Raw genomic sequence first — 24,379 nt, forward strand, 5'->3', positions numbered from 1 at the left:
CAGATTGACCAATACCTGGTCCACTGAGCCGTTTTTTTATCAGGAGGGATGACGTATGGCGACGACGAAACGAAAACCTGTACGAAAAAAAACGCCGCCACGGAAACGACCGGCAGCGAAGAAACAACGTCAGCCGATTGCGTATCGTACATATGCGACCATCATCGCAATCGTCTCATTATTAGCTTTCGTTCTCGCTTTCGGGGAGTTCGGGAAAGTCGGACTGACGCTAGCCGATGGAGGAGAGCGGTTAATTGGTCAGTTCGGTTCCTTATTATATGGTGGAATCGGTGCTGTGCTACTTTTATTCCTCTCGAATGCGTCGCGTGCTCAAAAATGGGCATGGTCGATGTTACTGATGGGTTCAGTCGTCTGGATTGATCTATTGCTCGGAGCACCACGTGGTATTCTCAATGGATGGCTCTATCAAAACGCAGCTTATTATATTTCGAGCGTGGGTGCCTTCTTGATTGGTCTGTTCTTCATCGGAACGGCCGTTCATATACTAAACCCATCGTTTTATGGAGAGCTGTGGCTTGGGCTCCGAGAACGTGCAGAAGAGTTTCGCAATCGTGAACGGACACCACGTCCTCGTGTCGAAAAAGAGTTGAAAGCGAAACCGGTTCGTGAGAAAAAAACGAAGACATTGCGACCAGCAACTGTCGAGGAACCGATCGAAACGGAACAAGAAGCAGAAGATCCTTCCGTCAACATTCAAGACGTTCCGATCATCGGTTTCACGGATCATGTTGAACCGCAAGCAGCGGAGACACAAGGACCGTTGACGATGACAGAGACACCTGACGGTTATCAATTGCCGTCGCTTGATTTGTTAGCAGAACCAACATCAAAAGACTTGTCCGGTGAGAACAAACGACTGAAGGACAATGCGACGAAATTGATTGCGACCTTAAAGTCGTTCGGGATCGGAGCAAAAGTTTTAAAGATTCATCTCGGACCTAGTGTCACGAAGTACGAGATTGAACCAAAACAAGGAATCAAGCTGAGTCGAATCACGGGACTCGCCGATGACTTAGCGCTAGCGTTAGCCGCAAAAGATATCCGGATCGAAGCACCGATTCCGGGTAAAGCGGCTGTTGGAATCGAGGTGCCGAACCGTGAAGTCGCCATGGTATCACTTCGAGAAGTACTAGGAGCGGAGAGCGTCCAATCGGACAGCGATCGTTTGCTCGTCGCACTCGGACGAAGCATTTCTGGTGAGACGGTGACAGCGAAGTTGAATAAGATGCCACACGTCTTAGTTGCCGGTTCGACGGGTTCCGGTAAATCGGTCTGTATCAATGGGATGATTGTCTCGATATTGATGCGGGCACGACCGGATGAAGTCCGCTTGATGATGATTGACCCGAAAATGGTCGAATTGAACGTCTACAACGGCATTCCGCACCTCTTAGCGCCCGTCGTCACCGATCCTAAAAAAGCGGCACAGGCATTAAAACAGGTCGTCTCGGAAATGGAACGCCGTTATGAGATCTTCAGTCAAAACGGAGCGCGCAACATCGAAGGCTACAATGCACTCATTGATAAGATGAACGCAGAGGAGAAAGTGCATCAACGATTACCGTACATCGTTGTCATCGTCGATGAGTTAGCTGACTTGATGATGGTCGCGTCAAACGAAGTCGAAGATGCGATCATGCGACTTGCACAAATGGCGCGAGCAGCAGGAATTCATATGGTCATTGCGACGCAGCGTCCGAGTGTTGACATCATCACCGGTGTCATCAAGGCGAATATCCCGTCGCGGATCGCATTCAGTGTATCGAGTGCGACTGACTCGCGGACGATTCTTGATACGGGAGGCGCTGATAAATTGCTCGGACGAGGAGATATGTTGTTACTTGGTAACGGCATGAACAAACCGGTCCGCGTACAAGGAGCCTTTTTATCGGACGAAGAAGTCGAGAAGGTCGTCAATCATGTCATCAGTCAGCAAAAGGCACAGTATGTTGAAGCGATGATTCCAAAAGATGTACCAGAGGGCGAAACAGAGGTCGACGATCCACTATACGATGAGGTCGTTCAGTTCATTCTGACACAAGAGACGGCATCAACGTCGATGATTCAACGAAAGTACCGCATCGGTTACAACCGAGCTGCCCGTCTTATTGATGCGTTAGAAGAAAACGGTCTGATTGGTCCATCTGAAGGATCTAAACCACGTCGCGTCATGGGACGTTAATCGAGTAGAAAGGAAGTCGTGGAATATTCCAAGGCTTCCTTTTCTTTTCTAAAAAAATGTATAGAGAAGACTCGGTATCTCGAAAAAAGAAAAGACACATAAAAAAAAAGACATGATGATTTTGTATAAATAGAAATGACTGGAAAAAATAATAAATGCATCAAAAATAAAATCGCTTTCATGAAAATAGTTGTCAGACGTCTGTTGATTTTCAGTAATGTTTTTGGCATACTCAGTCATATGAGTGACCGACCTTCAACACGAGGGCTGGGAGCGGCTTTTTCACAAATAGATAATGAAAGCGCTCTCATAATTGCAGAGGAGATGGATGAAATGAAGAAGAAACAGGTAATCGTATCGATGATGTCAGTAGCGACAGTTGGTCTTGCTGCTTGTGGTGGTTCAGGTGAGAAAGCCGATCAAAAAGATCAATTCTCTGTTGCGATGGTAGCCGATAAGGGTGGGATCGATGATAAATCGTTCAATCAATCCGCTTGGGAAGGTCTGCAAGCGTACGGTAAAGACAACAAACTTCAAAAGAATGAAGGGTTCTCTTATCTACAATCTAAATCGCAACAAGATTATCAACCGAATCTATCGCGTCTTGCTCGTGGGGGAGAAGATTTAGTTTTCGGAATCGGGAACACGTTCAATGAGGATATCAAAACAGTTGCTGATCAATTCAAAGACACACAATTCGCAATCATCGATAACGTCGTTGAAGGAAAGAACGTCACGTCGATCACATTCAAGGAAAATGAAGGAGCATATCTTGCAGGGATTGTTGCTGCAATGGAGACGAAAAAAGATCATATCGGTTTCGTTGGTGGGATGAAGATGGACGTCATCGAGCGTTTCCGTGCCGGTTTCGAAGCAGGTGCTAAGTCCGTCAATCCGAAGATTAAAATCGATGTCCAATACGCAGAAGACTTCGCAGCTCCAGAAAAAGGTCAAGCGATCGCAGCTGGAATGTATGGTAAAGGCGCAGATATCATCTTCCCAGCAGCAGGTGGTACAGGAAACGGTGTCTTCACAGAGGCGAAAAACCGCAAGAAAAACGGTGAAAACGTCTCAGTCATCGGTGTCGACCGAGACCAAAAAGAAGAGGGTATGCCGGAAGACGTTACATTAACTTCTGTCATCAAACGTGTCGACCGTGCAGTCGAAGATACAGCAAACGCAGCGAAGGATGGTAAACTCGAGGGCGGCAAAACGATTCGTTATGGTCTGAAAGAAGATGGAGTTGATATCGTACCATCTGAAAAGATTTCGAAGAAGACGTTGACTGCGCTTGAGAAAGCAAAATCAGATGTCGTTTCTGGAAAAATCGAAGTACCTGAGCAATAAGCGTTGAAAAAAGAAGGGGCATTCTTAGGTAGAATGCCCTATTTTCTTCCATTATTGATTGCGTTATGAAAAGGGTTACAAAAGCGCCAGAAGTCAGACTTCTAACCTGTTACAAAATGATTGCAGGATTGTGTTGGGCGTCATATACTTATCTTGGCTGGAGTTCTCATACGTCAGAAGTCTGAGCACTGGTTACAACTAGATAGAGGATGGAGATGCGTCATGTCGATTAAATTAGATCATCGTTTGCTTTATTTACGTGTGATTGAAAAGATCAAGTCTGACATCGATGACGGCGTTTACAAGGAAGGCGAGAAGCTCCCTTCAGAGTTTGAACTTTCAAAGCAACTTGGCGTCAGTCGAGCTACTCTTCGAGAGGCATTACGAATTCTTGAAGATGAGAACATCGTCATCCGTAAACACGGTGTCGGTACGTTTATCAATGCAAGACCACCGTTTACTTCTGGAATCGAAGAATTGTACAGCGTAACAGAAATGATTGCGCGCGCAGGTATGGTTCCGACATCAGAAGTGTTATCATCCGAGATGGTCCAACCGACTGAGCGCGACCGAGAGCGTTTTCAACTTGGTCCGGATGAATTGGTTTATCGAATCGAACGAATCCGACTCGCAGGGGATGTTCCTGTCGTCTATTGTATCGATAAGATTCCAAGCCATTATATTAAAAATGAAGAGCAGTTCACCTCTTCGACATCATTATTTGATGCTTTAGAAAAAGAACTTGGACGACGTGTCACGCATGCCGTGACGCACATCGAGCCACGTATTGATCCGAAAATCGCTGAACAATTACATACGGACCAACCTCTGCTCGCTTTGCGTCAAACGCATTATGATGAGCTCGACCGTTCCGTTCTTTTTTCAGCGAACTATTTCCGAGCAGATAAGTTTGATTTCCACGTCATCCGTAAACGTGTGTGAGCCATTGTTTTAGGATGAATACTGAAAGCGCTTTCCGTCATAACCTACGTAACGCTCCTCATCGCCAGCCTCGGGTGCTAGACGTAGTCTTGAACTTTGTATGACCATATTCGAAAGGGGATTTTCCAGATGAAAAAGAAGTCACTTCTCGCATTAGCAGCAACAGGTTTAGCAATGAGTTCGGTCCTTGCAGCATGTGGTGGCAACGACGATTCAAAAGATTCAGGTAGCGGCAGCAAATCAGAAGGCTTTAAAGTAGGTATGGTTACAGATACAGGCGGCGTGGATGATAAATCATTCAACCAATCTGCTTGGGAAGGTATCCAGAAGTTCGGAAAAGACAACGACCTAAAAGAAGGTACTGGCTACAAATATCTTCAATCTGCAAAACAATCGGATTACCAACCAAACCTTCAGCAATTAGCTCGTGCGAAATACGACTTGATCCTCGGTATCGGATTCTTGATGGGAGAAGATATCGGTAAAGTAGCGGATCAGTTCAAAAAGAGCAACTTCGCACTCGTCGATATGGTCGTTGACAAGCCAAACGTCGCGTCAATCGTCTTCAAAGAAAATGAAGGATCGTTCCTCGTTGGTGTCGTTGCTGGTTTGACAACGAAATCAGATAAAGTCGGATTCGTCGGCGGCGTTAACTCTGACTTGATCAAGAAGTTCGAAAGTGGATTCAAAGCAGGTGTTAAAGCAGTCAACCCTGACGCTGACATCGAAGTTCAATATGCAGAAGACTTCAACGCTGCTGAAAAAGGACAAGCGATCGCTTCAGGTATGTACGGTAAAAAAGTCGACGTCATCTATCATGCAGCTGGTGGTACAGGACAAGGGGTATTCACAGAAGCGAAAAACCGTAAGAAAAACGGTGAAGATGTTTGGGTTATCGGTGTAGACCGTGACCAAGTCGAAGAAGGTATGCCTGAGAACGTCACATTGACGTCAATGGTTAAACGTGTTGATACAGCAGTTGAACAAGTCGCTAAAGATACGAAAGACGGCAACTTCCCTGCAGGTAAAGTCGTTGAGTTTGGTCTGAAAGACGGCGGTGTTGATATCGCACCTTCAAAAGACAACGTTTCGAAAGAAGCGCTCGACAAAGTCGAAGAGTACAAAAAACAAATCATCGATGGCGACGTTAAAGTCCCAGCGACAGACGACGAGTACAAAGAATACGAAGCGTCACTGAAATAATAATGAAAGCGGGGGTCGCTAGCATTGCGGCTCCCCCTTTTAAACTAAACATGGGAGTGGATTTTCTTGGAATACGTCATTGAGATGCTAAACATCAGAAAAGAGTTTGGCAGTTTCGTCGCAAATGATAACATCACGCTCCAGCTTCGGAAAGGTGAGATTCACGCTTTACTTGGTGAAAACGGTGCCGGAAAATCGACGCTGATGAACGTCTTATTTGGTTTGTATCAGCCTGAGGCTGGAGAAATTCGTGTACGTGGTGAAAAAGCCAATATTACGAGTCCGAACGTCGCGAACGATCTTGGAATCGGTATGGTGCACCAACACTTCATGCTCGTTCAAAATTTCACTGTTACTGAAAACATCATTTTAGGTGCAGAGCCACGTGCCGGAATTAAGATCGACCGTGCAACTGCACGTGAGAAGGTACGCCAGATTTCTGAACAGTATGGTCTTGCTGTTGATCCTGATGCAAAAATCGAGGATATCTCAGTCGGAATGCAACAGCGTGTTGAAATTTTAAAGACGTTGTACCGTGGTGCAGACATCTTGATCTTCGATGAACCATCTGCTGTCTTGACACCACAAGAGATCAAAGAATTGATTCAGATTATGAATCGCTTGATCGCAGAAGGAAAGTCGATCATCCTCATCACGCACAAACTGAAGGAAATCATGGAAGTAGCTGATCGCTGTACGACGATTCGCCGTGGTAAGTATATCGGAACGGTCGATATCGATGAGACGATGACACAGTCGCGTCTTGCTGAAATGATGGTAGGTCGTGAAGTCAACTTTAATGCGGAGTATTCCAAGGCAACTCCACAAGAACTCGTTCTCGACATCAAGGATCTAGTCGTCAAGGACAGTCGCGGCATCAAAGCCGTCGATGGATTAAATCTCGACATTCGTGCCGGAGAGATCGTCGGAATTGCCGGAATCGACGGAAACGGGCAAACGGAATTGATTGAAGCCATCACTGGTCTCCGTAAAGCGGATAGTGGAGAAATCTTCCTCAACAATAAATCGATCAAAAACTTGAAGCCACGTAAAGTGACGGAATCAGGTGTCGGTCACATTCCGCAAGACCGTCATAAACATGGACTTGTCCTCGATTATTCAATCGGACATAACATGGTCTTACAAACGTATTACAAACAACCGTATTCAAAAGCAGGCATCATGAACTATAAACAAGTCATGGAAAAAGCAAAAACGCTCATCGAGAAGTTCGACGTCCGAACTCCAAGTCCAGAGACGTTTGCTCGTGCCTTGTCAGGTGGTAACCAGCAAAAAGCGATCATTGCGCGTGAAGTCGATCGTTCACCAGACTTATTGATTGCAGCACAACCGACACGTGGTCTTGATGTCGGAGCAATCGAGTTCATTCATGAACAGTTGGTTCTTGAACGCGAAAAAGGTCGCGCTGTCTTGTTGATTTCATTCGAACTCGAAGAAATTCTTCAAGTATCAGATCGGATTGCCGTTCTTTATGAAGGAAAAACAGTTGCCTTCTTGGATCCAAAAGAAACGAATGAGATCGAGCTTGGCTTCTTGATGGCCGGCGGTAAGAAAGAGGAGGTAGGTCATTCATGAAGTTAGAGCGTTTTTACGGCATCCTCATTCCGATTCTTTCCATCATCCTTGGAATGGTCGTCGGGGCGATCGTCATGGTCATCGGCGGGTATGATCCGATTGCCGGTTTTGATCAGTTATTCTATGGTATTTTTGGCGAACCATACAGCATCGGTGAAACATTGCGAGCAGCAGCTCCGTTGATCTTTGCCGGTCTTGCTGTCGCGTTTGCTTTCCGAACTGGACTCTTTAACATCGGGGTTGAAGGTCAGGTTCTCGTCGGGTGGATGGTCGCAGTTTGGATTGGGATTGAGTTTGATCTACCGATGGCGATTCATTTACCGCTTGCTCTAATTGGAGCAGGTTTAGCAGGTGCACTTTGGGCATCGATTCCTGGTATCTTAAAAGCGAAGTTTCATGTGCATGAAGTCATCACGTCAATCATGATGAACTATATCGCATTGTATGTGACGAATGATATTTTACGTCATGTCATCGGTATTACGAACGAGCGGACGGAGTCAGTCAAGGAATCAGCATCCCTTGCTTCACCGTTCTTACAAGAGATGACGGATTTTTCACGATTGCATAACGGGATTTTCATCGCAGTCATCGCTGCCCTCGTCTTCTGGTTCATTTTGTGGAAAACAACGCTTGGTTATGAACTCCGAGCAGTTGGATTCAATAAAAATGCTGCAGAATATGCAGGGATGGGCGTTAACCGAAACATCATCTTATCGTTCGTCATCTCAGGTGTGTTCGCAGGTCTCGCTGGAGCGATGGAAGGTCTTGGGACGTTCCAAAATATGACATTGAACGCGTCCTTCACAGGTGTTGGATTCGACGGAATCGCGGTTGCCTTGTTAGGTGCGAATAACCCGATCGGTGTCGTTCTCGCGGCGTTACTGTTTGCAGGACTCAACATCGGTGGTCTGTCGATGCAACAGATTGGTATTCCACCGGAACTGATCAAAATCATCATCGCATTCATCATCATCTTCGTGGCTTCGGGTTACGCGATTCGTCTCGTCATCGAGAAGTTCACGGTTAAGAAAGAATCTAAAAAAGCGAAAGGAGCCGGTCAATAATGGGCTTTCTTGAAGTACTTTATATCATCGTGCCAATCGCGCTCGCCTATTCGGCTCCGTTAATCATTGCAGCACTTGGCGGCATTTTCAGTGAGCGTTCTGGCGTCGTCAACATCGCGTTAGAAGGATTAATGGTCATGGGTGCCTTCACAGGTGTCGTCACGGCATTGACTTTATCGAAAATGGGCTTAGGTGCTGCGAGTCCTTGGCTTGCGATGCTCATCGCGATCGTCGTTGGGGCAGTTTTCTCACTGTTCCTTGCGATTCCAGCAATCCTCTTCCGAGCAGACCAAACGGTTCTTGGAGTAGCGATCAACTTGCTTGCGGTCGGTCTTGCGATCTTCCTTGTCCGGGCACTTTACAGTAAAGGACAGACGGATTCGATTCCAAACCGGATTTCGAAAGAAAATGTACCATTCTTGTCTGATATTCCAGTCTTGAAGATGTTCTTCGCGAACGTCTACTACACATCGTATATCGCGATCGTTCTCGCGTTCGTCGCCTGGTACATCATCTTCAAGACACCATTTGGTCTTCGTTTACGTTCTGTCGGGGAACACCCGATGGCAGCGGACACGATGGGAATCAACGTCACGAAGATGCGTTTCATCGGTGTTATGATCTCTGGTGGTTTCGGTGGTCTTGCTGGTGCTGTCTACGCGACGTCGATTTCATTGAACTTCAGTGTGACGACGATTCTCGGTCAAGGCTTCCTCGCGATTGCGGCGATGATCTTCGGAAAATGGAATCCACTCGGTGCCATGGGGGCAGCCCTCTTCTTCGGGTTCGCTCAAGCGATTTCGATCATCGGTCAGCAATTGCCGTTACTCGATCAAATTCCACAAGTGTATCTGTTGATTGCGCCGTATTTATTGACGATCTTAGCACTTGCTGGTGTCGTTGGTCGTGCGGATGCACCAAAAGCTGTCGGTGTACCGTATATCAAAGGAAAACGCTAAATTTTTACTAATCATAGACCGGATGTTGCCAATTGGCGATGTCCGGTTTTTTTAGATAATCGATAGATTGAATGAGAAAAAGTCCAATAAAAAAAGATGCTTCGCGAGGAAACATCTTTTTTTATTCACTTATTCGAATTTTAACGCATCGCCATCGAACGATTCATCTGCTACTTTGATTGAATCCGTCGGGCAACCTTCGAATGCATCAATCATATCGTCGAATAATGCTTCTGGAATTTCGGCAGTACCATTGTTATCATCAAGAATGACATACGCCAAACCCTCATCATCATAATCATAGATATCTGGTGCCGCTGCTCCACAAGCACCACAAGCGATGCAAGTATCTTTGTCGACAATCGTAAATTTAGCCATTGAACGGTCTCCTCTCTATACGAAAACATTATTGAAACACGCTGTTCTCATCTATATGTCATTGTATCGGACTCATCGTTGCATTTCAATGACGAAGCGTAAGTGACAACAGAAAATGTATATATCATCACATGCCCGCAAATAGTATGTCTAAAACGTAACGAAAAGAAAAAGGATGGGAAATCATCTTCAAATTGATAAACAATTTACATTAGAAGGGAGCGTGACATATGGAAGTTTCTTTACTCGAGCGTATTTTTCTGGAATCGATTCAGCGCCTTCGAAATGAACGATCAGACCGGAGTCTTTATCATGTTTTTCAAGGAAAGAAATCAGCGACTTCTCTGCAAGATGCCCATTTTTATGATTTGGAATCGGTGTTCGGTACTGTATTAGTCAGTAAACAACGATTCGAAACAATCTTGGCTGAACTCGCGCAGAAGAATTGGATTGAGCGGCAAGAGACCTTGCGACTGACGCACGAAGGCGCACGACTAATAAATCAAACGGATCGTGCGATCATTGATCAACTAGGTGGAGAACTTCGTGGTTATGCTGAGATGATGTGGAAACGACTCAGCCTTTTGGTTCAAACGATGATTTGCTTGGAAGCAAAACAGCCGTTCATTCCTGTGCAACAGGAAACCATCGTCCGTGAATGGGTAAAAAGTGTTCTTCCGACCATCTCGAATCGAGCAGAATGGTTACATGATATGCAGCAAGAGTTGATATTTCTCCTTGAGCGCTTATCAGAACGAGATGCGACATTAATTAGTTACCGCTTGTCTGGCGTGCAAGCAGGATGGTCTTATCCACAATTAGCTCAAATGATGAAAACAGATGTGGAGACTGTCCAATACGAATTTACGATCGCTTGGCGAAAGTGCATCGATGACTTGGAAAAAACACCACTTTTAAAGCAAATAGGCGCTGATCTACACACGACAAAAATGACGCAGTCTGCGCAAACGACATGGGAGTTATTGCAACAGGGGTTAACCGTTGAAGCGGTTGCGATCCGAAGACGATTAAAAAATAGTACGATGGAAGATCATCTCGTTGAGATTGCGATGTATGCTCCTTCGTTTCCGCTGGATCATTTTGTCACGCCATCTCAGCAAGAAGAGGTACGACAGATTGCACAGCGACTCGGAACCTACGCGCTAAAGCGAATCAAGAGTGAGATGCAATCCGATATATCTTATTTTCAAATTCGATTGGTGTTAGCACGTAGTAAATGGGAGGGAATGTAATGGAAGCGTTATTGCATCGTCATTTTGGTTACGAAGCATTTCGACCAGGGCAACGCCAAATCATCGATGCCATCCTAAACGGAACAGATACACTAGCAATTTTGCCGACAGGTGGAGGAAAGTCTGTCTGTTATCAATTTCCTTCTTATGTACAAAATGAAGGGCTGACGTTAATTTTGTCTCCGTTACTCTCGTTGATTGAAGACCAGGTCATGCAAATCAAGCGCCGAGGAGAGCGATCTGTCGCTAAATTAACATCTGTCGAGACGCGAGAAGAGAAAGAACAGATTTTATCTGTACTCGAACATCTACGATATCTTTACTTATCACCGGAGCAACTCGCGCTGCCGCAGATTCGGGCTCGGCTAAAACAGGTAAAGATTGCGCTCTTCGTCGTAGATGAGGCGCATTGTATCTCCCAATGGGGTCACGAATTTCGACCGGAGTATGCAAGACTTGGTCACATTCGACAAGAACTCGGCCTTCCACCATGTCTCGCCTTAACGGCAACAGCAACTCGTGCTGTCGAGCAAGATATTCGAACACAACTGCGTATGCATGAGCCACAAATCATCCGTCGTTCTGTCAACCGACCAGAAATCCAATATGTTGTCGATCGCGTTGATCGAGAAGAAAAAGATGCGGCAGTTGCTCGGTGGATGGAACGCATCGTTCGCCCATGCGTCATCTATACGACGACCCGTAAAGAAGCGGAACGAATTGCTGGAATCATTGACGGTGCGACCTATTATCATGCTGGGTTGACGATAGAAGATCGCCAACTTGTTCAACAACAGTTTCTTCATGATGAGATGGACTGTCTCGTGTGTACGAGTGCGTTCGGAATGGGTGTCGATAAAGGTAACGTCCGAACGGTCATTCACTATACGATGCCTGCGACGATTGAAGCCTATATGCAGGAAGTCGGACGTGCTGGTCGTGATGGTAAAGAGGCAACGGCGATTTTACTCTACGCTGCTCAAGATGAACAATTACAGACGTACTTGATCGACACGCAATATGCACCCGTCTTATGGATCGATCAATTGCAACAAGGGATGAATCAAGGCGAATCCTATGCCAAGATGGAAAATCGTCTTCGTCTTAATCCGGAAGATCCGGCATATCGATTACTCAAATCGCAACTCGAGAACGGGTGGTCGAAGGAACGCATCATCCAGTGGCAAACGGAACGTAAACAATTAAAAAGACAAGAGGTCAACCTGATGATGGACTACATTCATCGGAACGAATGTCGCCGTACGATGTTGTTGCATCATTTTGATGAGCAGGCAATCGTACAACCACGGTGTTGTGATGTGTGCGGAACGATTGAATGGGAAAATCCGGTGAAGAGAAAGACCCATCAACCGGTAGATTGGAAAATGCGTTTAGAACAAGTCTTTTTTTCATCACTAGATTCGGTGTAAACTAGACAATATCGTTATATTTTTCAAGAAAAGGTGATAAACATTGAGTAAACAAGATCAACGACGGTTGCATCAGAACGAAGAGGATCAGTCATTGCCACCGCGTTCTTCGCGTATCGAACACGTTCGTAACGAGCGATTGAAACAACCGTTTCGAAAAAATCCGCTAGCAATCACGCTGACGGTACTCATGATCACGATCATCATCGCCTTCGTCTCCATCGGTTTCATGATGTAAGGGCACATTGTGAACGGAGATTTTTTTCCTTTCAGCGTATACTAGAAAGGAAGGGGAAGGAGGCACGATGCATGGATCGTGGGAAATATAATATCAAAGCAGTCGCTGCGTTAGTGGGACTCAACCCGACGACCATTCGTGCTTGGGAGCGGAGATATCAGGTGCTCGATCCGGATCGAAGTGAATCCGGACATCGCATTTATAGTGATAACGACGTCGCGAAATTACGCTGGATCGTCGATAAACAAAAAGAGGGATTGTCTGTCTCTAAAGCAATCCAGTTGTATGAGATGCCTGTTAATCGGGCTGAGGTACCGCACGATTATGGAGTCGAACTGCGAGATCAGTTGTTCCAGGCATTGACGAACTTTGAAGAACGACATGCGCACGACATTATGAATAAAGCATTCTCGATGTTTAGCTTCGATAAAGTCATTCAGGACATCGTCGGTCCGCTCTTACATGAGATTGGAGTGAAGTGGGAGTCGGGAGAGATTACGATTGCGCATGAGCATTTTGCGACGGCATTTCTAAGAGCTCGCCTCTCGACACTGTCGTTACAGATGCCGATCAATCCATTTTTACCGCGAATCGTCTGTGTCTGCGCGCCGGAAGAAGAACACGAACTTGGGCTACTTTTCTTCACGCTTTACTTACGTCAATCTGGATTTGATGTCATTTTCCTCGGTTCCGGTATACCGGTTCAGGACTTAGTGACTGTCACGCATCAGTTGCAACCGAAAGCCGTTATTCTTTCCTGCACGTTATCCGATCATTTACCGTTACTTGATGAAGCGTTAGCACGTCTAATGTCTGATTTTCCGGATCTTGAGATTGGTCTTGGTGGTTATGCGGTCGATCAGCTCCCGGAACGATATGGTCCACATTTACTTGGTGCAGACGATCAATCTTGGAAAAGTTGGTTAAGTCGACTCACTCCGACAACTGGTGTATAGTATGGTTCATAACGAACGGAGACATCTGTGTTTCCGGTTTTGACTGGAGGAGTCTATTATGAGGTTTGAACAAATGAAACAAGGACACCTTCGTGTCTTCATCACAAAGCAAGAGTTATCGCTTCACGACGTCCGACCAGAAACGTTGGCTATCGGGAAGGGACAAGCTTTATTGCGTAATCTATTAGAAGAAGCCGAATCGAATTTTGGTTTTCAAGCAGCGGGAACACTCGAATTTTTCGTTACATTCTTTCCGAATGACGGGATGCTCGTTGATGTACGTCGTGAAGGCGATTTGCCAGAAGAGATGAACGAGGAGTTCGATCAAGTCGAAATCCGCATGACAGTCGATATCGTCCATCACGTCTTATATGCTCTACACTCGCTAGAAGACGTCATTCAAGCGAGTCATGGATTATTGCGACATATGCCTCGGACAGAGACAGGTGGTAGCCTCTACTTCTTCGAGGGAAGCTACTATCTCTATTTCCAAGAACGAATGAATGAGGCGCTCGAGCAGACGGTGACGACGATTTTGTCTGAATACGGTGAGCCGAGCCCGAAAAGTCCACTCGTCATGGCGGAGTATGGGAAAACGATTCAGGCGGAACATGCCGTCGCAACGATAGCCGAACAGTTTAATATGTAAAACATCAGGTGCGACATTCCATCATAGGGGGATGCCGCACCTTTTTGTCTTCTGCTGGAAGTGGCACCATTTTGTATTTTTTCATCGTCAGAAGGATGGTATGATAATCATTGAACGTAAGAAGAAGGAGTGAAGTAGGATGAAAGTGGCAGTATTATACGGTGGGACTTCAGGAGAACGGGAGGTTTCATTAAACAGTGGAAAGTCGATCATGGAAGCATTAAACAGTAAAGGGCATGAGGTCACGGCTGTTGATTTCCATCCTGATCAAGCGCATGAACTCTTCCAGCTGGATGTAGATGTGGCTGTCATCGCTCTTCACGGGAAAATTGGTGAAGATGGACGCGTACAAGCATTGCTTGAACTGGCAGACATTCCATATACAGGTTCAGGTGTGTTAGCGTCAGCGCTTGCGATGGATAAGGCACGTTCGAAAGTTCACTTTGATAAAGCAGGCATTACGATCGCCCGTGATGTGCTGTTAGAGCGTGGAGCTGATATCGAAGCGAAAATCGCAGAGTGGGATGGTCAATTTCCTTGTGTCGTCAAACCAGCACAAGAAGGCTCATCAAACGGATTGACGATTGCTCAAGACGAGAAGATGTTACGTGAAGGAATCGCGAAGGCGTTCGAAGCGGACGATGCAGTGCTTGTTGAACAATTCATTAAAGGGCGTGAAGTGACAGTCCCGGTCGTCGGTCATAAAGGGGCAGAAAAAGCACTACCTGTCATCGAGATCATTCCGAAGAACGCCTTTTATGACTATGAATCCAAATATGCCATCGGTGGTTCGGAGCATATTTGTCCTGCTGAACTGGATGAAGCAACGACAGAAAAACTTCAAGAATGGGCTGTTAAAGCGCATCAAGTCCTTGGCTGTGCAGGATACTCGCGATCTGATTTCCTTGTGCCGGAATCCGGAAATCCAGTCATCTTGGAGACGAATACACTTCCTGGTATGACTTCGACTAGTCTATTCCCGGACGGTGCACGAGCAGTGGGAATTGAATATCCGGAATTGGTCGAATATTTCATGGAACTTGCGATCGAACGACATCGTCAAACAAAACAACCAAATCAATGATATCCTAGGAAAAGAAGTGAGAAAGCGCTTACAAATATAGGCGTAACCCCTTTCATTACGTTCGAGAAAAGAGTATACTTTATCCGAACAAGGAAACGGCATAGGGGATGCCACTTATGGGGAGGAACGTTGGAATGATCACTGACCAACAACATGCGAATCATCGCAAGAACGTACTGGAAGCGACACAAGAAATCGTCAAGGAGGCACTAGGGAAACTTGGTTATCCAGACGAGATGTACGAATTACTTAAAGAACCACTCCGGATGTTGACAGTCCGGATTCCGGTACGGATGGATGATGGTTCGACGAAAATCTTCACAGGATATCGTGCGCAACATAACGATGCCGTTGGACCAACGAAAGGTGGAATTCGTTTCCACCCGAACGTGACGGAAGTCGAAGTCAAAGCATTATCCGTCTGGATGAGTCTGAAGGCAGGTATCGTTGACTTACCATACGGCGGCGGGAAAGGCGGAATCATCTGTGATCCACGTGAGATGAGCTTCCGTGAAATCGAACGTCTCAGCCGTGGGTATGTCCGTGCTATCAGTCAAATCGTTGGACCGACGAAGGATATTCCAGCACCTGACGTCTTCACGAACTCGCAAATCATGGCATGGATGATGGACGAATACAGTCGAATCGATGAATTCAACTCACCTGGTTTCATTACAGGGAAACCGCTCGTCCTCGGTGGCTCACACGGTCGTGAGACAGCGACGGCGAAAGGTGTCGCAATCATGATTCGGGAAGCGGCTGCTAAAAAGGGTATCTCGCTCGAAGGCGCACGTGTCGTCGTTCAAGGATTCGGCAACGCCGGAAGTTTCTTATCGAAATTCATGTATGATTTAGGTGCAAAAGTCATCGCGATCAGCGATGCGTACGGGGCACTCCATGATCCAAACGGTCTCGATATTCCATACCTACTCGACCGTCGTGACTCGTTCGGTACCGTGACGACATTGTTCAAAAATACGATCTCGAATAAAGAATTGCTTGAACTTGAATGTGATATTCTTGTTCCGGCAGCAATCGAGAATCAAATCACAGAAGACAATGCGCACGATATCAAAGCAGCGATCGTCGTTGAAGCGGCTAACGGTCCGACGACGAACGAAGCGACGAAAATTCTCGCTGAACGTGACATTTTGATCGTTCCGGATGTTCTTGCTTCGAGTGGTGGCGTAACGGTTTCTTACTTCGAATGGGTACAGAACAACCAAGGATATTACTGGACGGAAGAGGAAGTACACGAGAAACTTGAAAAAGTACTCGTGAACTCGTTCAACCAAGTCTATCAGACAGCGCAGACGCGAAATGTCGACATGCGACTTGCCGCTTATATGGTAGGTGTCCGGAAGATGGCGGAAGCATCTCGTTTCCGTGGCTGGGTCTAATATTAAGATGAACGTCCGCTTCTTCTTTACGAAGAGCGGGCGTTTTGCATTGCAATTTCTTTCGTCTATGGTAGAGATTTGCTAAGATATAAAAAAAGCAACCGGAAGAGGAGATATTCGAATGTTAGATTGTATCGTAATCGGTGCAGGACCGTGTGGGTTATCGGCAGCGATCGAAATGCAAGATCGGGGACTAGACGTCGAAGTGCTCGAAAAGGGAAATATCGTCGAAGCGATCTATCGTTATCCGACGCATCAAACGTTCTTTTCAAGTAGTGAGAAGTTAGAAATTGGTGGTATACCGTTTATCAATAAAGAATTAAAACCGCGACGTCTCGACGCGCTCGTCTATTATCGAGAAGTCGTCAAACGAAAACAGTTGACGATTCGTCCGTTTGAGACGGTTGAGCGGATTGAACGTCAAGCGGATCATTTTATTATCCATTCGGAGCGTTCCGGGGAAAAAAGAAGCCGAGAAGCTCGCTTCGTCGTGCTTGCGACAGGTTATTATGGTTTACCGAACCGAATGGATGTTCCTGGAGAGGAATTACCTCATGTCTCGCACTACTTTACGGAAGGACATCCGTATTTTGATCAAGATGTCGTCGTTATCGGTGGAAAAAACTCGAGCGTCGATGCAGCGATTGAACTTGAAAAAGCGGGAGCACGTGTGACAGTCCTTTACCGTGGACCGGAGTATAGTCCATCCATCAAACCATGGGTGTTGCCGAACTTCGAATCTCTCGTTCGTTCGGAAAAGGTCAAGATGATTTTTGGAGCGTCAATCGAAGAAATTACGGAGCAAGAGGTGGTTTATCAAATAGATGGAGATAAACAGACCGTCCGTGCTGATTTTGTGTTTGCGATGACAGGTTACACACCCGATGTCGGATTGTTCGCTGACACAGGCATTACGATTGATCGTAAAACAGGTATTCCAAGTCATGACGAAGAGACGATGGAGTCGAATGTACCGGGCATCTATATCGCAGGTGTCGTGGCAGCAGGATATGACGCCAATAAGATATTCATTGAAAATGGTCGTTTTCACGGTGCAAGTATTGCCAATCATCTTGTTGAACGGTTACGTGGTGCATCGATACAAGCCTAAACAAAACCTCTTGATTTGGAAGGAAAATTTCCGAATCAAGAGGTTTTGTTCATTTATTCAACACGAAATGATTCTTCGAGTTCTAGTTGTGAAGCATCGATTTCAAGTTCGACCATCAGTTTAAGCCGTGCTTTTTGTGAATTCAGTCCATTTGAGAAAATGACGCCGAGTTCTTTTAATTGTTGTCCGCCACCCGTATATCCATAGACGTCTTGAACGATTCCGTTGAAACAACGGCTGACGATGACGATCGGCATGACGGTAATCAATTCAGCGATCGCATCTACGATACTTGGTGGTACATTTCCTTGACCAAGGACTTCAAGGACGAGTCCATCATAGCCGAGTTGTTTCACAGCAAGTAACAGGTCGGGTTCCATACCGGCATAGACTTTGAGAACGGCGACGCGTTTTGAGAGCGAAGTCACCATGTGTGTTTGTTTTAAGAGTGGTGTATTGAATAAGTAGACATGATCCTTCGTTACCATTCCAAGGTTTCCGAAATGAACGGATTTGAATGTATCGACGGATGACGTATGTGTTTTTGTGACGTTGAATGCCGAATGAATTTCCCCGTTGAAGACGACGAGAACACCTTTTCCGCGCGCAGCTTCACTGACAGCGACACGAAGTGCCGTAATCAGATTAAATTCACCATCGGATCCGACCTCATTGGAAGAACGCATAGCTCCTGTCAAAACGATCGGAACGGGTGCACCAAGCGTCAAATGTAAGAAATAAGCCGTCTCTTCCAGTGTGTCCGTGCCGTGAGTGATGACGACGCCGTCGTAATGTTCCTTCTTGAACTCACTCTCGATGAAATGGGCTAGACGCAACATGATGTCAGGTGTCATGTGCGGAGAAGGTAAGTTTGCGAAGTGACGCGTCGTGATGTTGGCAATATCTGTTGCTCGCGGGAGTGAGGCGTCGAGTGGATTGATATCGTTTGGTAGGACATGACCAGCATGATCCTGTGCCATGGCGATCGTTCCACCCGTATGAATGAGTAATAATGATTTCATGCTAAAGGGTCCTTGTCTACAGACAGAAGACCTTCACCTACTTTCTATGACGGATTCGATTCGTTCTCCCATATTGTAACCTTTTTCCCTCTTGAAACAACGAGGACGTTTTCTTTTTTCCAAGAAACCTTTATTCTTATAAATGAGGAAGAAAGGGGGAGAGGAAGCGTGGTTCAAATCGTTTTCTCCGGAGTTGCCCCAGGCATCGCACTCCTAACTTATTTTTATCTCCGTCACGAACATGAGTCGGAGCCAGTCGGCTATATCCTTCGAAGTTTCATTTTCGGCATATTACTCGTCTTTCCCTTGATGTTCATCGACTATATCGTCCAGACCGAATTTGGTGGGCGTGAAGAGGTGCAATTGATTCGAACAGCCGTTACGGAAGAATTCGCCAAATGGTTTGTCGTCTTTTATACGGTCTATATTCATCAACGGTTTAATGATTATTACGACGGGATCATTTACGCGGTAGCTTGTTCACTTGGGTTCGCAACGCTTGAGAATATTTTATATCTGATGGTGAATGGAACCGTCGAACATATGCTTTTCCGGGCACTCTTACCCGTATCTGGGCATGCATTGTTTGCGGTCATCATGGGATTCTTCATGGGGATGGCGAAATTCTCGCCTCATCCTTATCGTTGGCTATCCCTTTCGATTGCGCTTCCGGTATTTGCGCATATCTTATTTAATTTGTTAATATTGGAAAATGGTGGTATATCTTTTTTGCCAATCGTCTTTATGGTTATCTTATGGACGATCGGATTATTTCAAGTACGAGGTGCCAATCGTTTGAATCGACGATTTAAACGGAAAAAACAACATTCAGATGGTATCGAATAGAGAGTAGGAGCGGAGTAACATGATGGAAATCGGGGATTTGGTAATGCTTTCGAATAGTGAGGATCGACAAGGTCGCTCAAAAGTGACGGCCGTGACGAACCGTTTGATTTGGATTGAAGCGCCGAGTGAGGTCGCGACACTTAAAACATTCATCTTGTCAGAGCAAGAAGAAGTTTCATTTTATTTTTTTAAGGAGAAAGGCAAATTATTTGGATTTGATACGGTCGTCGTTGAACGACAAAATGATCCACTTCGTGGTCAACGTTATGCTTTGAAACGACCAAAGGATGATCAAATCGAACGCATCCAACGACGTCAGTTCGTTCGAGTGCCGCAAATACTCGATGTCGCTGTACATCCTCATAAAGCGCATTTCGAGCCGTTTACGACGGTGACGCTTGATTTATCGGCTGGTGGAATGATGATCTTGTCAGATCAATTACCGATTGCAAAAGATGAAGAAGTGGAGATGACATTCATCTTACCTACGGGTGATGGGGTATCAAGTACACTAGACGTCGTGGCTGAACTTGTTCGAATCGATCGACGGGAAGAAAGGTATGAATTAGCCTTCCAATTTACGATGATTCCCGACAGAAGTCGTGAACTTGTATTGCGTCACTGTTATCAAATGCAAATGAAAAGTTCAAGAAGGGGCATGAATCCATTCACCTGACCGCATTTTTTTGCTATGATAACGTTCGGAAGAATGAATCCCTATCAATCATAGGGAAGATGGAAGGATTGGATGGATGATGAAAAAGATTCAAATCGCTTTAGATGGACCAGCGGGTGCTGGGAAAAGTACGATCGCAAAACAATTGGCAGCGCGCCTTGACTATGTATACATTGATACAGGAGCTATGTACCGGGCCGTGACGTTGGCAGCACTTGAACAATCGCTTGATCTCAATAATGGGGAAGCGCTCGGAGAATTAATGAAATCGCTTGATATTCGTTTAACACCAGGCGAAAACGGGCAACGTGTCTTTATTGGTGATCGCGAAGTGACGGATGCGATTCGTTCCATCGAAATCACGAATAATGTCTCGTTCGTCGCTCGTCAAAAAGAAGTCCGGGCTGCACTCGTCACGGCACAGCGAAAATTAGCTGAACGCGGCGGAATCGTCATGGATGGACGTGATATCGGTACAGTCGTATTGCCGGATGCAGAATTAAAAGTCTTTTTAACGGCAACTGTGGAAGAGCGTGCAGCTCGAAGACATCGTGAAAATATCGCGCGTGGAATGGACAGTGACATCACGATTCTTCAAGAAGAGATCGCACTGCGTGATAAGCGCGACAGTGAGCGTGAAGTCTCGCCATTACGCCAAGCTGACGATGCACTATATCTCGATACGACAGAGATGACGATTGATGAAGTCGTCGTCCGATTGATGGAGCTAGCAGAGGGTGTCCTAAAATGAAACGTCAAGATACCATTTACCGGATTGCGCGGTTTGTCGTCTGGGTCATTGCGAAAACAGTCTTCCGATTGAAAGTGACTGGGCAAGAGAACATTCCGAAAGACGGTTCCTTACTTGTCTGTGCCAACCACAGCTCGAACTGGGACCCAGTCTTCCTCGTCAGCGCGATCCCACCGGAACGCGCGGTGCGTTACATGGCAAAAGAAGAACTGTTCAAAGTTCCTGCCTTAAAACAATTAATGATTGCGGCAGGAACATATCCTGTCGGTCGCGGTCAAGGCGATCGTCAAGCTTTGAAACGGACGATTGAGCTCTTGAATTCAGATGAGACGGTCGGTATTTTCCCAGAAGGAACGCGATCTGCGCCAGGTGAATTCACATCAGCACAACCAGGTGTCGGCTTCTTTGCGTTACGATCGAATGCTCAGATTTTACCGATTGCCATCATCGGATCATACCGCCCGTTCAAACGGATGCATGTTGCGATCGGAAAACCAGTTGATATCTCGGATTTACGTGACCAACGCGGCGCGGCGAAATCGATTTCTGACCGAATCATGGACGAAATCAAATCCGTCTACTTCAATCACGCTTAATACCTTGACAAATAGTCAGAATTGTAAGAAGTTAGAAGCAGGATAAACGCATTGACATCTGTCAGGCGTTTCTTGTACTCATCGTGAGGAGGTTGTTTTGGAATGGTCGAAGAAATGAAAGATATGCCTGATTTTGAAATTCATCGGGACCAGGTAGTTACCGGAATGGTCGTGAAAATTGAAGACAAGCAAGCACTCATTGATATCGGATATAAAACAGAAGCCATCTTACCGATCAGCGAAGTATCGAGTCTTCATCTCGATGATATTCGCGGCGTGCTGAACGTCGGAGATGAACTACAAGTGAAGGTCAAGAAAATCACGGATGAAGAGGTCGTCGTCTCGAAACGAGAAATCGACGCGCTCAAAGCGTGGGAGCAAGTAGAAGAGAAGTATAAATCAGGTGAGATCTTTGAAGTTGTCGTCAAGGACATCGTCAAAGGTGGACTCGTCGTTGATATCGGTGTCCGCGGATTCATTCCGGCGTCACTCGTCGAACGGCATTATGTCGAGGATTTCTCGGATTACATCGGTCGTTCGATCGAAGTCAAGGTCGTTGAACTCGATCAAGAGAAGAACCGTGTCATTCTCTCGCATAAAGCCGTCGTTGAAGGCGAATTGAACGCGAAGAAAAAAGAGACACTCGAAAATTTAGAAGTAGGTCAAATCCTCGAAGGTACAGTCCAACGTTTAACGGACTTTGGTGCTTTCGTTGATATCGGTGGCGTCGACGGTCTCGTTCATATTTCGGAGATGGCACACCACCGTGTCGAACGTCCTTCGGATATCGTCACGGAAGGTCAAAAAGTCGAAGTCAAAGTACTTGGTGTCGACCGTGATACGGAAAAGGTGAAGTTATCGATCAAGGAAACACAACCTGGTCCATGGCAACAGATGGAAGGGAAGATCGAAGCTGGCGATATCGTCAAAGGACGTGTGCGTCGTCTCGTTCAGTTCGGGGCTTTCATTGAACTTGCGCCACAAGTAGAAGGACTTTTACACATTTCGCAAATCGCGAACCGTCACATCGGTTCACCTTCGGAAGTACTCGAAGAAGGACAGGAAATTGAGGCGAAAGTCCTCGAAGTGCGTCTTGATGAGCATAAGATTTCGCTATCAACACGTGTCCTTGAAGAGGAAGAATCATCCGCTGACGATTATTCGGATTATACGAATCAATCAGAAGGATTCTCAGTCGCTGACTTGACTGAAGACGATTCTGATCAGAAAGAATAAGTAATGACACAAAGCGGACACAAGCGTGTCCGCTTTTTATATGCGGTTTGTTATGGTATATGACAGTTTGATTTGATACAATAGAACGGCTATGAAGCGAGAGAAGAGAAAGAAGGTGTTGGGATGGCAATTCCAGTCGTGGCGATCGTAGGTCGCCCAAATATCGGAAAGTCGACGATTTTTAACCGGGTGATTGGAGATCGGGTTTCAATCGTAGAAGACAAGCCAGGCGTTACCCGCGACCGTATTTACGGAACTGGAGAATGGCTGAATCGTCATTTTCATTTGATTGATACAGGTGGAATCGAAGTCGGGGATGAGCCCCTACTTCAAATGATGCGTCATCAGGCGGAGCTCGCCATTGATGAAGCGGATGTCATCATTTTCATGGTGAACGGACGCGAAGGAATTACAGCAGCGGATGAGGAAGTCGCGAACATGTTATTCCGTTCGAATAAACCGGTCGTCGTCGCTGTCAACAAAGTCGATAACTTTGAAATGCGTGATTTAATGTATGAATTTTACTCCCTTGGATTCGGAGACTTGTTCCCGATTTCTGGTACACATGGTCTTGGTCTCGGTGACTTACTCGATCGTGTCCTTGAACTCGCACCAGATAAAGAAGAATTAGAATATGACGAAAGTACGATCAAGTTTGCCTTGATTGGTCGTCCGAACGTCGGGAAATCAAGTATGACGAACTCGATTCTCGGTGAAGAACGTGTCATCGTCTCAAACATCGCTGGTACGACACGCGATGCGATTGATACACCGTTTACGCGGGATGATCAAGAATACGTCATCATCGATACGGCCGGGATGCGAAAACGCGGGAAAGTCTATGAATCAACAGAACGTTTTAGCGTCATGCGTGCTCAAAAAGCAATCGAACGGGCAGATGTCGTCTGTGTCGTTCTTGATGGCGAAGAAGGCATCATCGAGCAAGATAAAAAAGTGGCGGGATATGCGCACGAAGCAGGTCGTGCGGTCATCATTGTCGTCAATAAATGGGATGCTGTCGAAAAAGATGATAAGACGATGAAAAAGATGCAAGAAGAGATCCGGGAAGAATTCCGTTTCCTTGACTATGCACCGATCGTCTTCGTCTCAGCAAAAACAAAACGTCGTTTGCAGACGTTGTTACCGGTCATTCAACAAGCAGCACACAGTCATGCACAACGTATTCAGACAAGTGTCTTGAACGATGTCATCGTTGACGCGGTCGCGATGAACCCGGCGCCGACGGATAAAGGGGTTCGTCTTCGGATCAACTATGCGACTCAAGTCGCGTCACGTCCGCCAACGTTCGTTTTGTTCGTCAATGATCCAGAATTGTTGCACTTCTCCTATAAACGATATCTCGAGAACCGGATCCGGGAGGCATTTGACTTCACAGGTACACCAATCCGGATTTTAGCCCGTCAAAAACAATAATG

General features: G+C 46.0%; 23 protein-coding genes. 21 read left to right on the top strand and 2 right to left on the bottom strand.

The genetic code is table 11. The features are described 5' to 3' along the window. Positions 1-55 precede the first annotated feature (55 nt). The 7 genes from NOM72_RS04825 to NOM72_RS04855 all read left to right on the top strand — a co-directional run bounded on the left by NOM72_RS04825 (position 56) and on the right by NOM72_RS04855 (position 9,317). The gene (locus NOM72_RS04825; protein ID WP_255997962.1) at positions 56-2,203 is read left to right on the top strand and encodes an FtsK/SpoIIIE family DNA translocase; all 2,148 of its coding nucleotides are present in this window, start codon (positions 56-58) and stop codon (positions 2,201-2,203) included. A 333-nt stretch (positions 2,204-2,536) separates the two neighbouring features. Next, entirely contained in the window at positions 2,537-3,550 is a 1,014-nt protein-coding gene (locus NOM72_RS04830) for a BMP family lipoprotein (RefSeq protein ID WP_214723578.1), read from the top strand. A 222-nt stretch (positions 3,551-3,772) separates the two neighbouring features. After that, positions 3,773-4,492, top strand: a complete 720-nt coding sequence (locus tag NOM72_RS04835) for a GntR family transcriptional regulator (protein WP_023468666.1) — start codon at positions 3,773-3,775, stop codon at positions 4,490-4,492. Positions 4,493-4,621: 129 nt separating this feature from the next. Beyond that, the gene (locus tag NOM72_RS04840) at positions 4,622-5,695 is read left to right on the top strand and encodes a BMP family lipoprotein (protein ID WP_255997965.1); all 1,074 of its coding nucleotides are present in this window, start codon (positions 4,622-4,624) and stop codon (positions 5,693-5,695) included. 66 nt (positions 5,696-5,761) lie between these two features. Further along, positions 5,762-7,291 (top strand): ABC transporter ATP-binding protein, encoded by a 1,530-nt coding sequence (locus NOM72_RS04845; protein WP_029342029.1) that lies wholly within the window; start codon positions 5,762-5,764, stop codon positions 7,289-7,291. Beyond that, a complete protein-coding gene (locus NOM72_RS04850; protein ID WP_029342028.1) occupies positions 7,288-8,358 on the top strand; it encodes an ABC transporter permease in 1,071 nt (356 codons plus the stop codon). Before NOM72_RS04845 ends, NOM72_RS04850 begins: the two co-directional genes overlap by 4 nt. Then, entirely contained in the window at positions 8,358-9,317 is a 960-nt protein-coding gene (locus NOM72_RS04855) for an ABC transporter permease (protein WP_023468662.1), read from the top strand. Before NOM72_RS04850 ends, NOM72_RS04855 begins: the two co-directional genes overlap by 1 nt. A gap of 129 nt (positions 9,318-9,446) precedes the next feature. Here NOM72_RS04855 and NOM72_RS04860 read toward each other — a convergent pair whose 3' ends face one another. After that, complete coding sequence (locus tag NOM72_RS04860; protein ID WP_023468661.1) at positions 9,447-9,695, bottom strand: ferredoxin; 249 nt, start codon at positions 9,693-9,695, stop codon at positions 9,447-9,449. Positions 9,696-9,925: 230 nt separating this feature from the next. Between NOM72_RS04860 and NOM72_RS04865 the strand changes: the two genes are divergently transcribed. The 8 genes from NOM72_RS04865 (at position 9,926) to NOM72_RS04900 (ending at position 17,816) form a co-directional block, all read left to right on the top strand. Continuing rightward, positions 9,926-10,948 (top strand): YpbB family protein, encoded by a 1,023-nt coding sequence (locus NOM72_RS04865; RefSeq protein WP_023468660.1) that lies wholly within the window; start codon positions 9,926-9,928, stop codon positions 10,946-10,948. Continuing rightward, on the top strand, positions 10,948-12,378 hold the full coding sequence (locus NOM72_RS04870) for a RecQ family ATP-dependent DNA helicase (protein WP_041255143.1): 1,431 nt from the start codon (positions 10,948-10,950) through the stop codon (positions 12,376-12,378). The genes NOM72_RS04865 and NOM72_RS04870 overlap by 1 nt, the downstream gene beginning before the upstream one ends. A gap of 43 nt (positions 12,379-12,421) precedes the next feature. After that, positions 12,422-12,616, top strand: a complete 195-nt coding sequence (locus NOM72_RS04875) for a hypothetical protein (protein ID WP_023468658.1) — start codon at positions 12,422-12,424, stop codon at positions 12,614-12,616. A gap of 71 nt (positions 12,617-12,687) precedes the next feature. Further along, positions 12,688-13,572, top strand: coding sequence for a MerR family transcriptional regulator (locus tag NOM72_RS04880; protein ID WP_023468657.1), 885 nt, complete (start codon positions 12,688-12,690; stop codon positions 13,570-13,572). A 58-nt stretch (positions 13,573-13,630) separates the two neighbouring features. Continuing rightward, complete coding sequence (locus NOM72_RS04885; protein ID WP_023468656.1) at positions 13,631-14,221, top strand: adaptor protein MecA; 591 nt, start codon at positions 13,631-13,633, stop codon at positions 14,219-14,221. 139 nt (positions 14,222-14,360) lie between these two features. Further along, positions 14,361-15,305, top strand: coding sequence for a D-alanine--D-alanine ligase (locus NOM72_RS04890; RefSeq protein WP_023468655.1), 945 nt, complete (start codon positions 14,361-14,363; stop codon positions 15,303-15,305). Between the two features lie 134 nt (positions 15,306-15,439). After that, complete coding sequence (locus NOM72_RS04895; protein ID WP_023468654.1) at positions 15,440-16,705, top strand: Glu/Leu/Phe/Val family dehydrogenase; 1,266 nt, start codon at positions 15,440-15,442, stop codon at positions 16,703-16,705. Between the two features lie 121 nt (positions 16,706-16,826). Further along, complete coding sequence (locus NOM72_RS04900; protein WP_174316411.1) at positions 16,827-17,816, top strand: YpdA family putative bacillithiol disulfide reductase; 990 nt, start codon at positions 16,827-16,829, stop codon at positions 17,814-17,816. 53 nt (positions 17,817-17,869) lie between these two features. Here the strand turns inward: NOM72_RS04900 and NOM72_RS04905 are convergent, their stop codons facing one another. Further along, positions 17,870-18,838: an asparaginase gene (locus NOM72_RS04905; RefSeq protein WP_058713740.1), complete on the bottom strand. Its 969-nt coding sequence runs from the start codon at positions 18,836-18,838 to the stop codon at positions 17,870-17,872. Between the two features lie 168 nt (positions 18,839-19,006). Between NOM72_RS04905 and prsW the strand changes: the two genes are divergently transcribed. The 6 genes from prsW (at position 19,007) to der (ending at position 24,377) form a co-directional block, all read left to right on the top strand. Beyond that, positions 19,007-19,684 carry a glutamic-type intramembrane protease PrsW gene (gene prsW, locus NOM72_RS04910; protein WP_023468651.1) on the top strand — a complete coding sequence of 226 codons (678 nt, stop codon included), beginning with the start codon at positions 19,007-19,009 and terminating at the stop codon, positions 19,682-19,684. A gap of 19 nt (positions 19,685-19,703) precedes the next feature. Then, the gene (locus NOM72_RS04915) at positions 19,704-20,360 is read left to right on the top strand and encodes a flagellar brake protein (RefSeq protein WP_023468650.1); all 657 of its coding nucleotides are present in this window, start codon (positions 19,704-19,706) and stop codon (positions 20,358-20,360) included. A gap of 76 nt (positions 20,361-20,436) precedes the next feature. Further along, complete coding sequence (gene cmk, locus NOM72_RS04920; protein WP_023468649.1) at positions 20,437-21,111, top strand: (d)CMP kinase; 675 nt, start codon at positions 20,437-20,439, stop codon at positions 21,109-21,111. After that, complete coding sequence (locus NOM72_RS04925) at positions 21,108-21,707, top strand: lysophospholipid acyltransferase family protein (RefSeq protein WP_255997971.1); 600 nt, start codon at positions 21,108-21,110, stop codon at positions 21,705-21,707. Before cmk ends, NOM72_RS04925 begins: the two co-directional genes overlap by 4 nt. A gap of 102 nt (positions 21,708-21,809) precedes the next feature. Beyond that, on the top strand, positions 21,810-22,943 hold the full coding sequence (gene rpsA, locus NOM72_RS04930) for a 30S ribosomal protein S1 (RefSeq protein ID WP_023468647.1): 1,134 nt from the start codon (positions 21,810-21,812) through the stop codon (positions 22,941-22,943). A 123-nt stretch (positions 22,944-23,066) separates the two neighbouring features. After that, on the top strand, positions 23,067-24,377 hold the full coding sequence (der, locus tag NOM72_RS04935) for a ribosome biogenesis GTPase Der (RefSeq protein ID WP_023468646.1): 1,311 nt from the start codon (positions 23,067-23,069) through the stop codon (positions 24,375-24,377). The last annotated feature ends 2 nt before the right edge of the window (positions 24,378-24,379 follow it).

The sequence above is a fragment of the Exiguobacterium sp. LL15 genome, assembly GCF_024436095.1.
Classification (GTDB): Bacteria; Bacillota; Bacilli; order Exiguobacteriales; family Exiguobacteriaceae; genus Exiguobacterium_A; species Exiguobacterium_A indicum.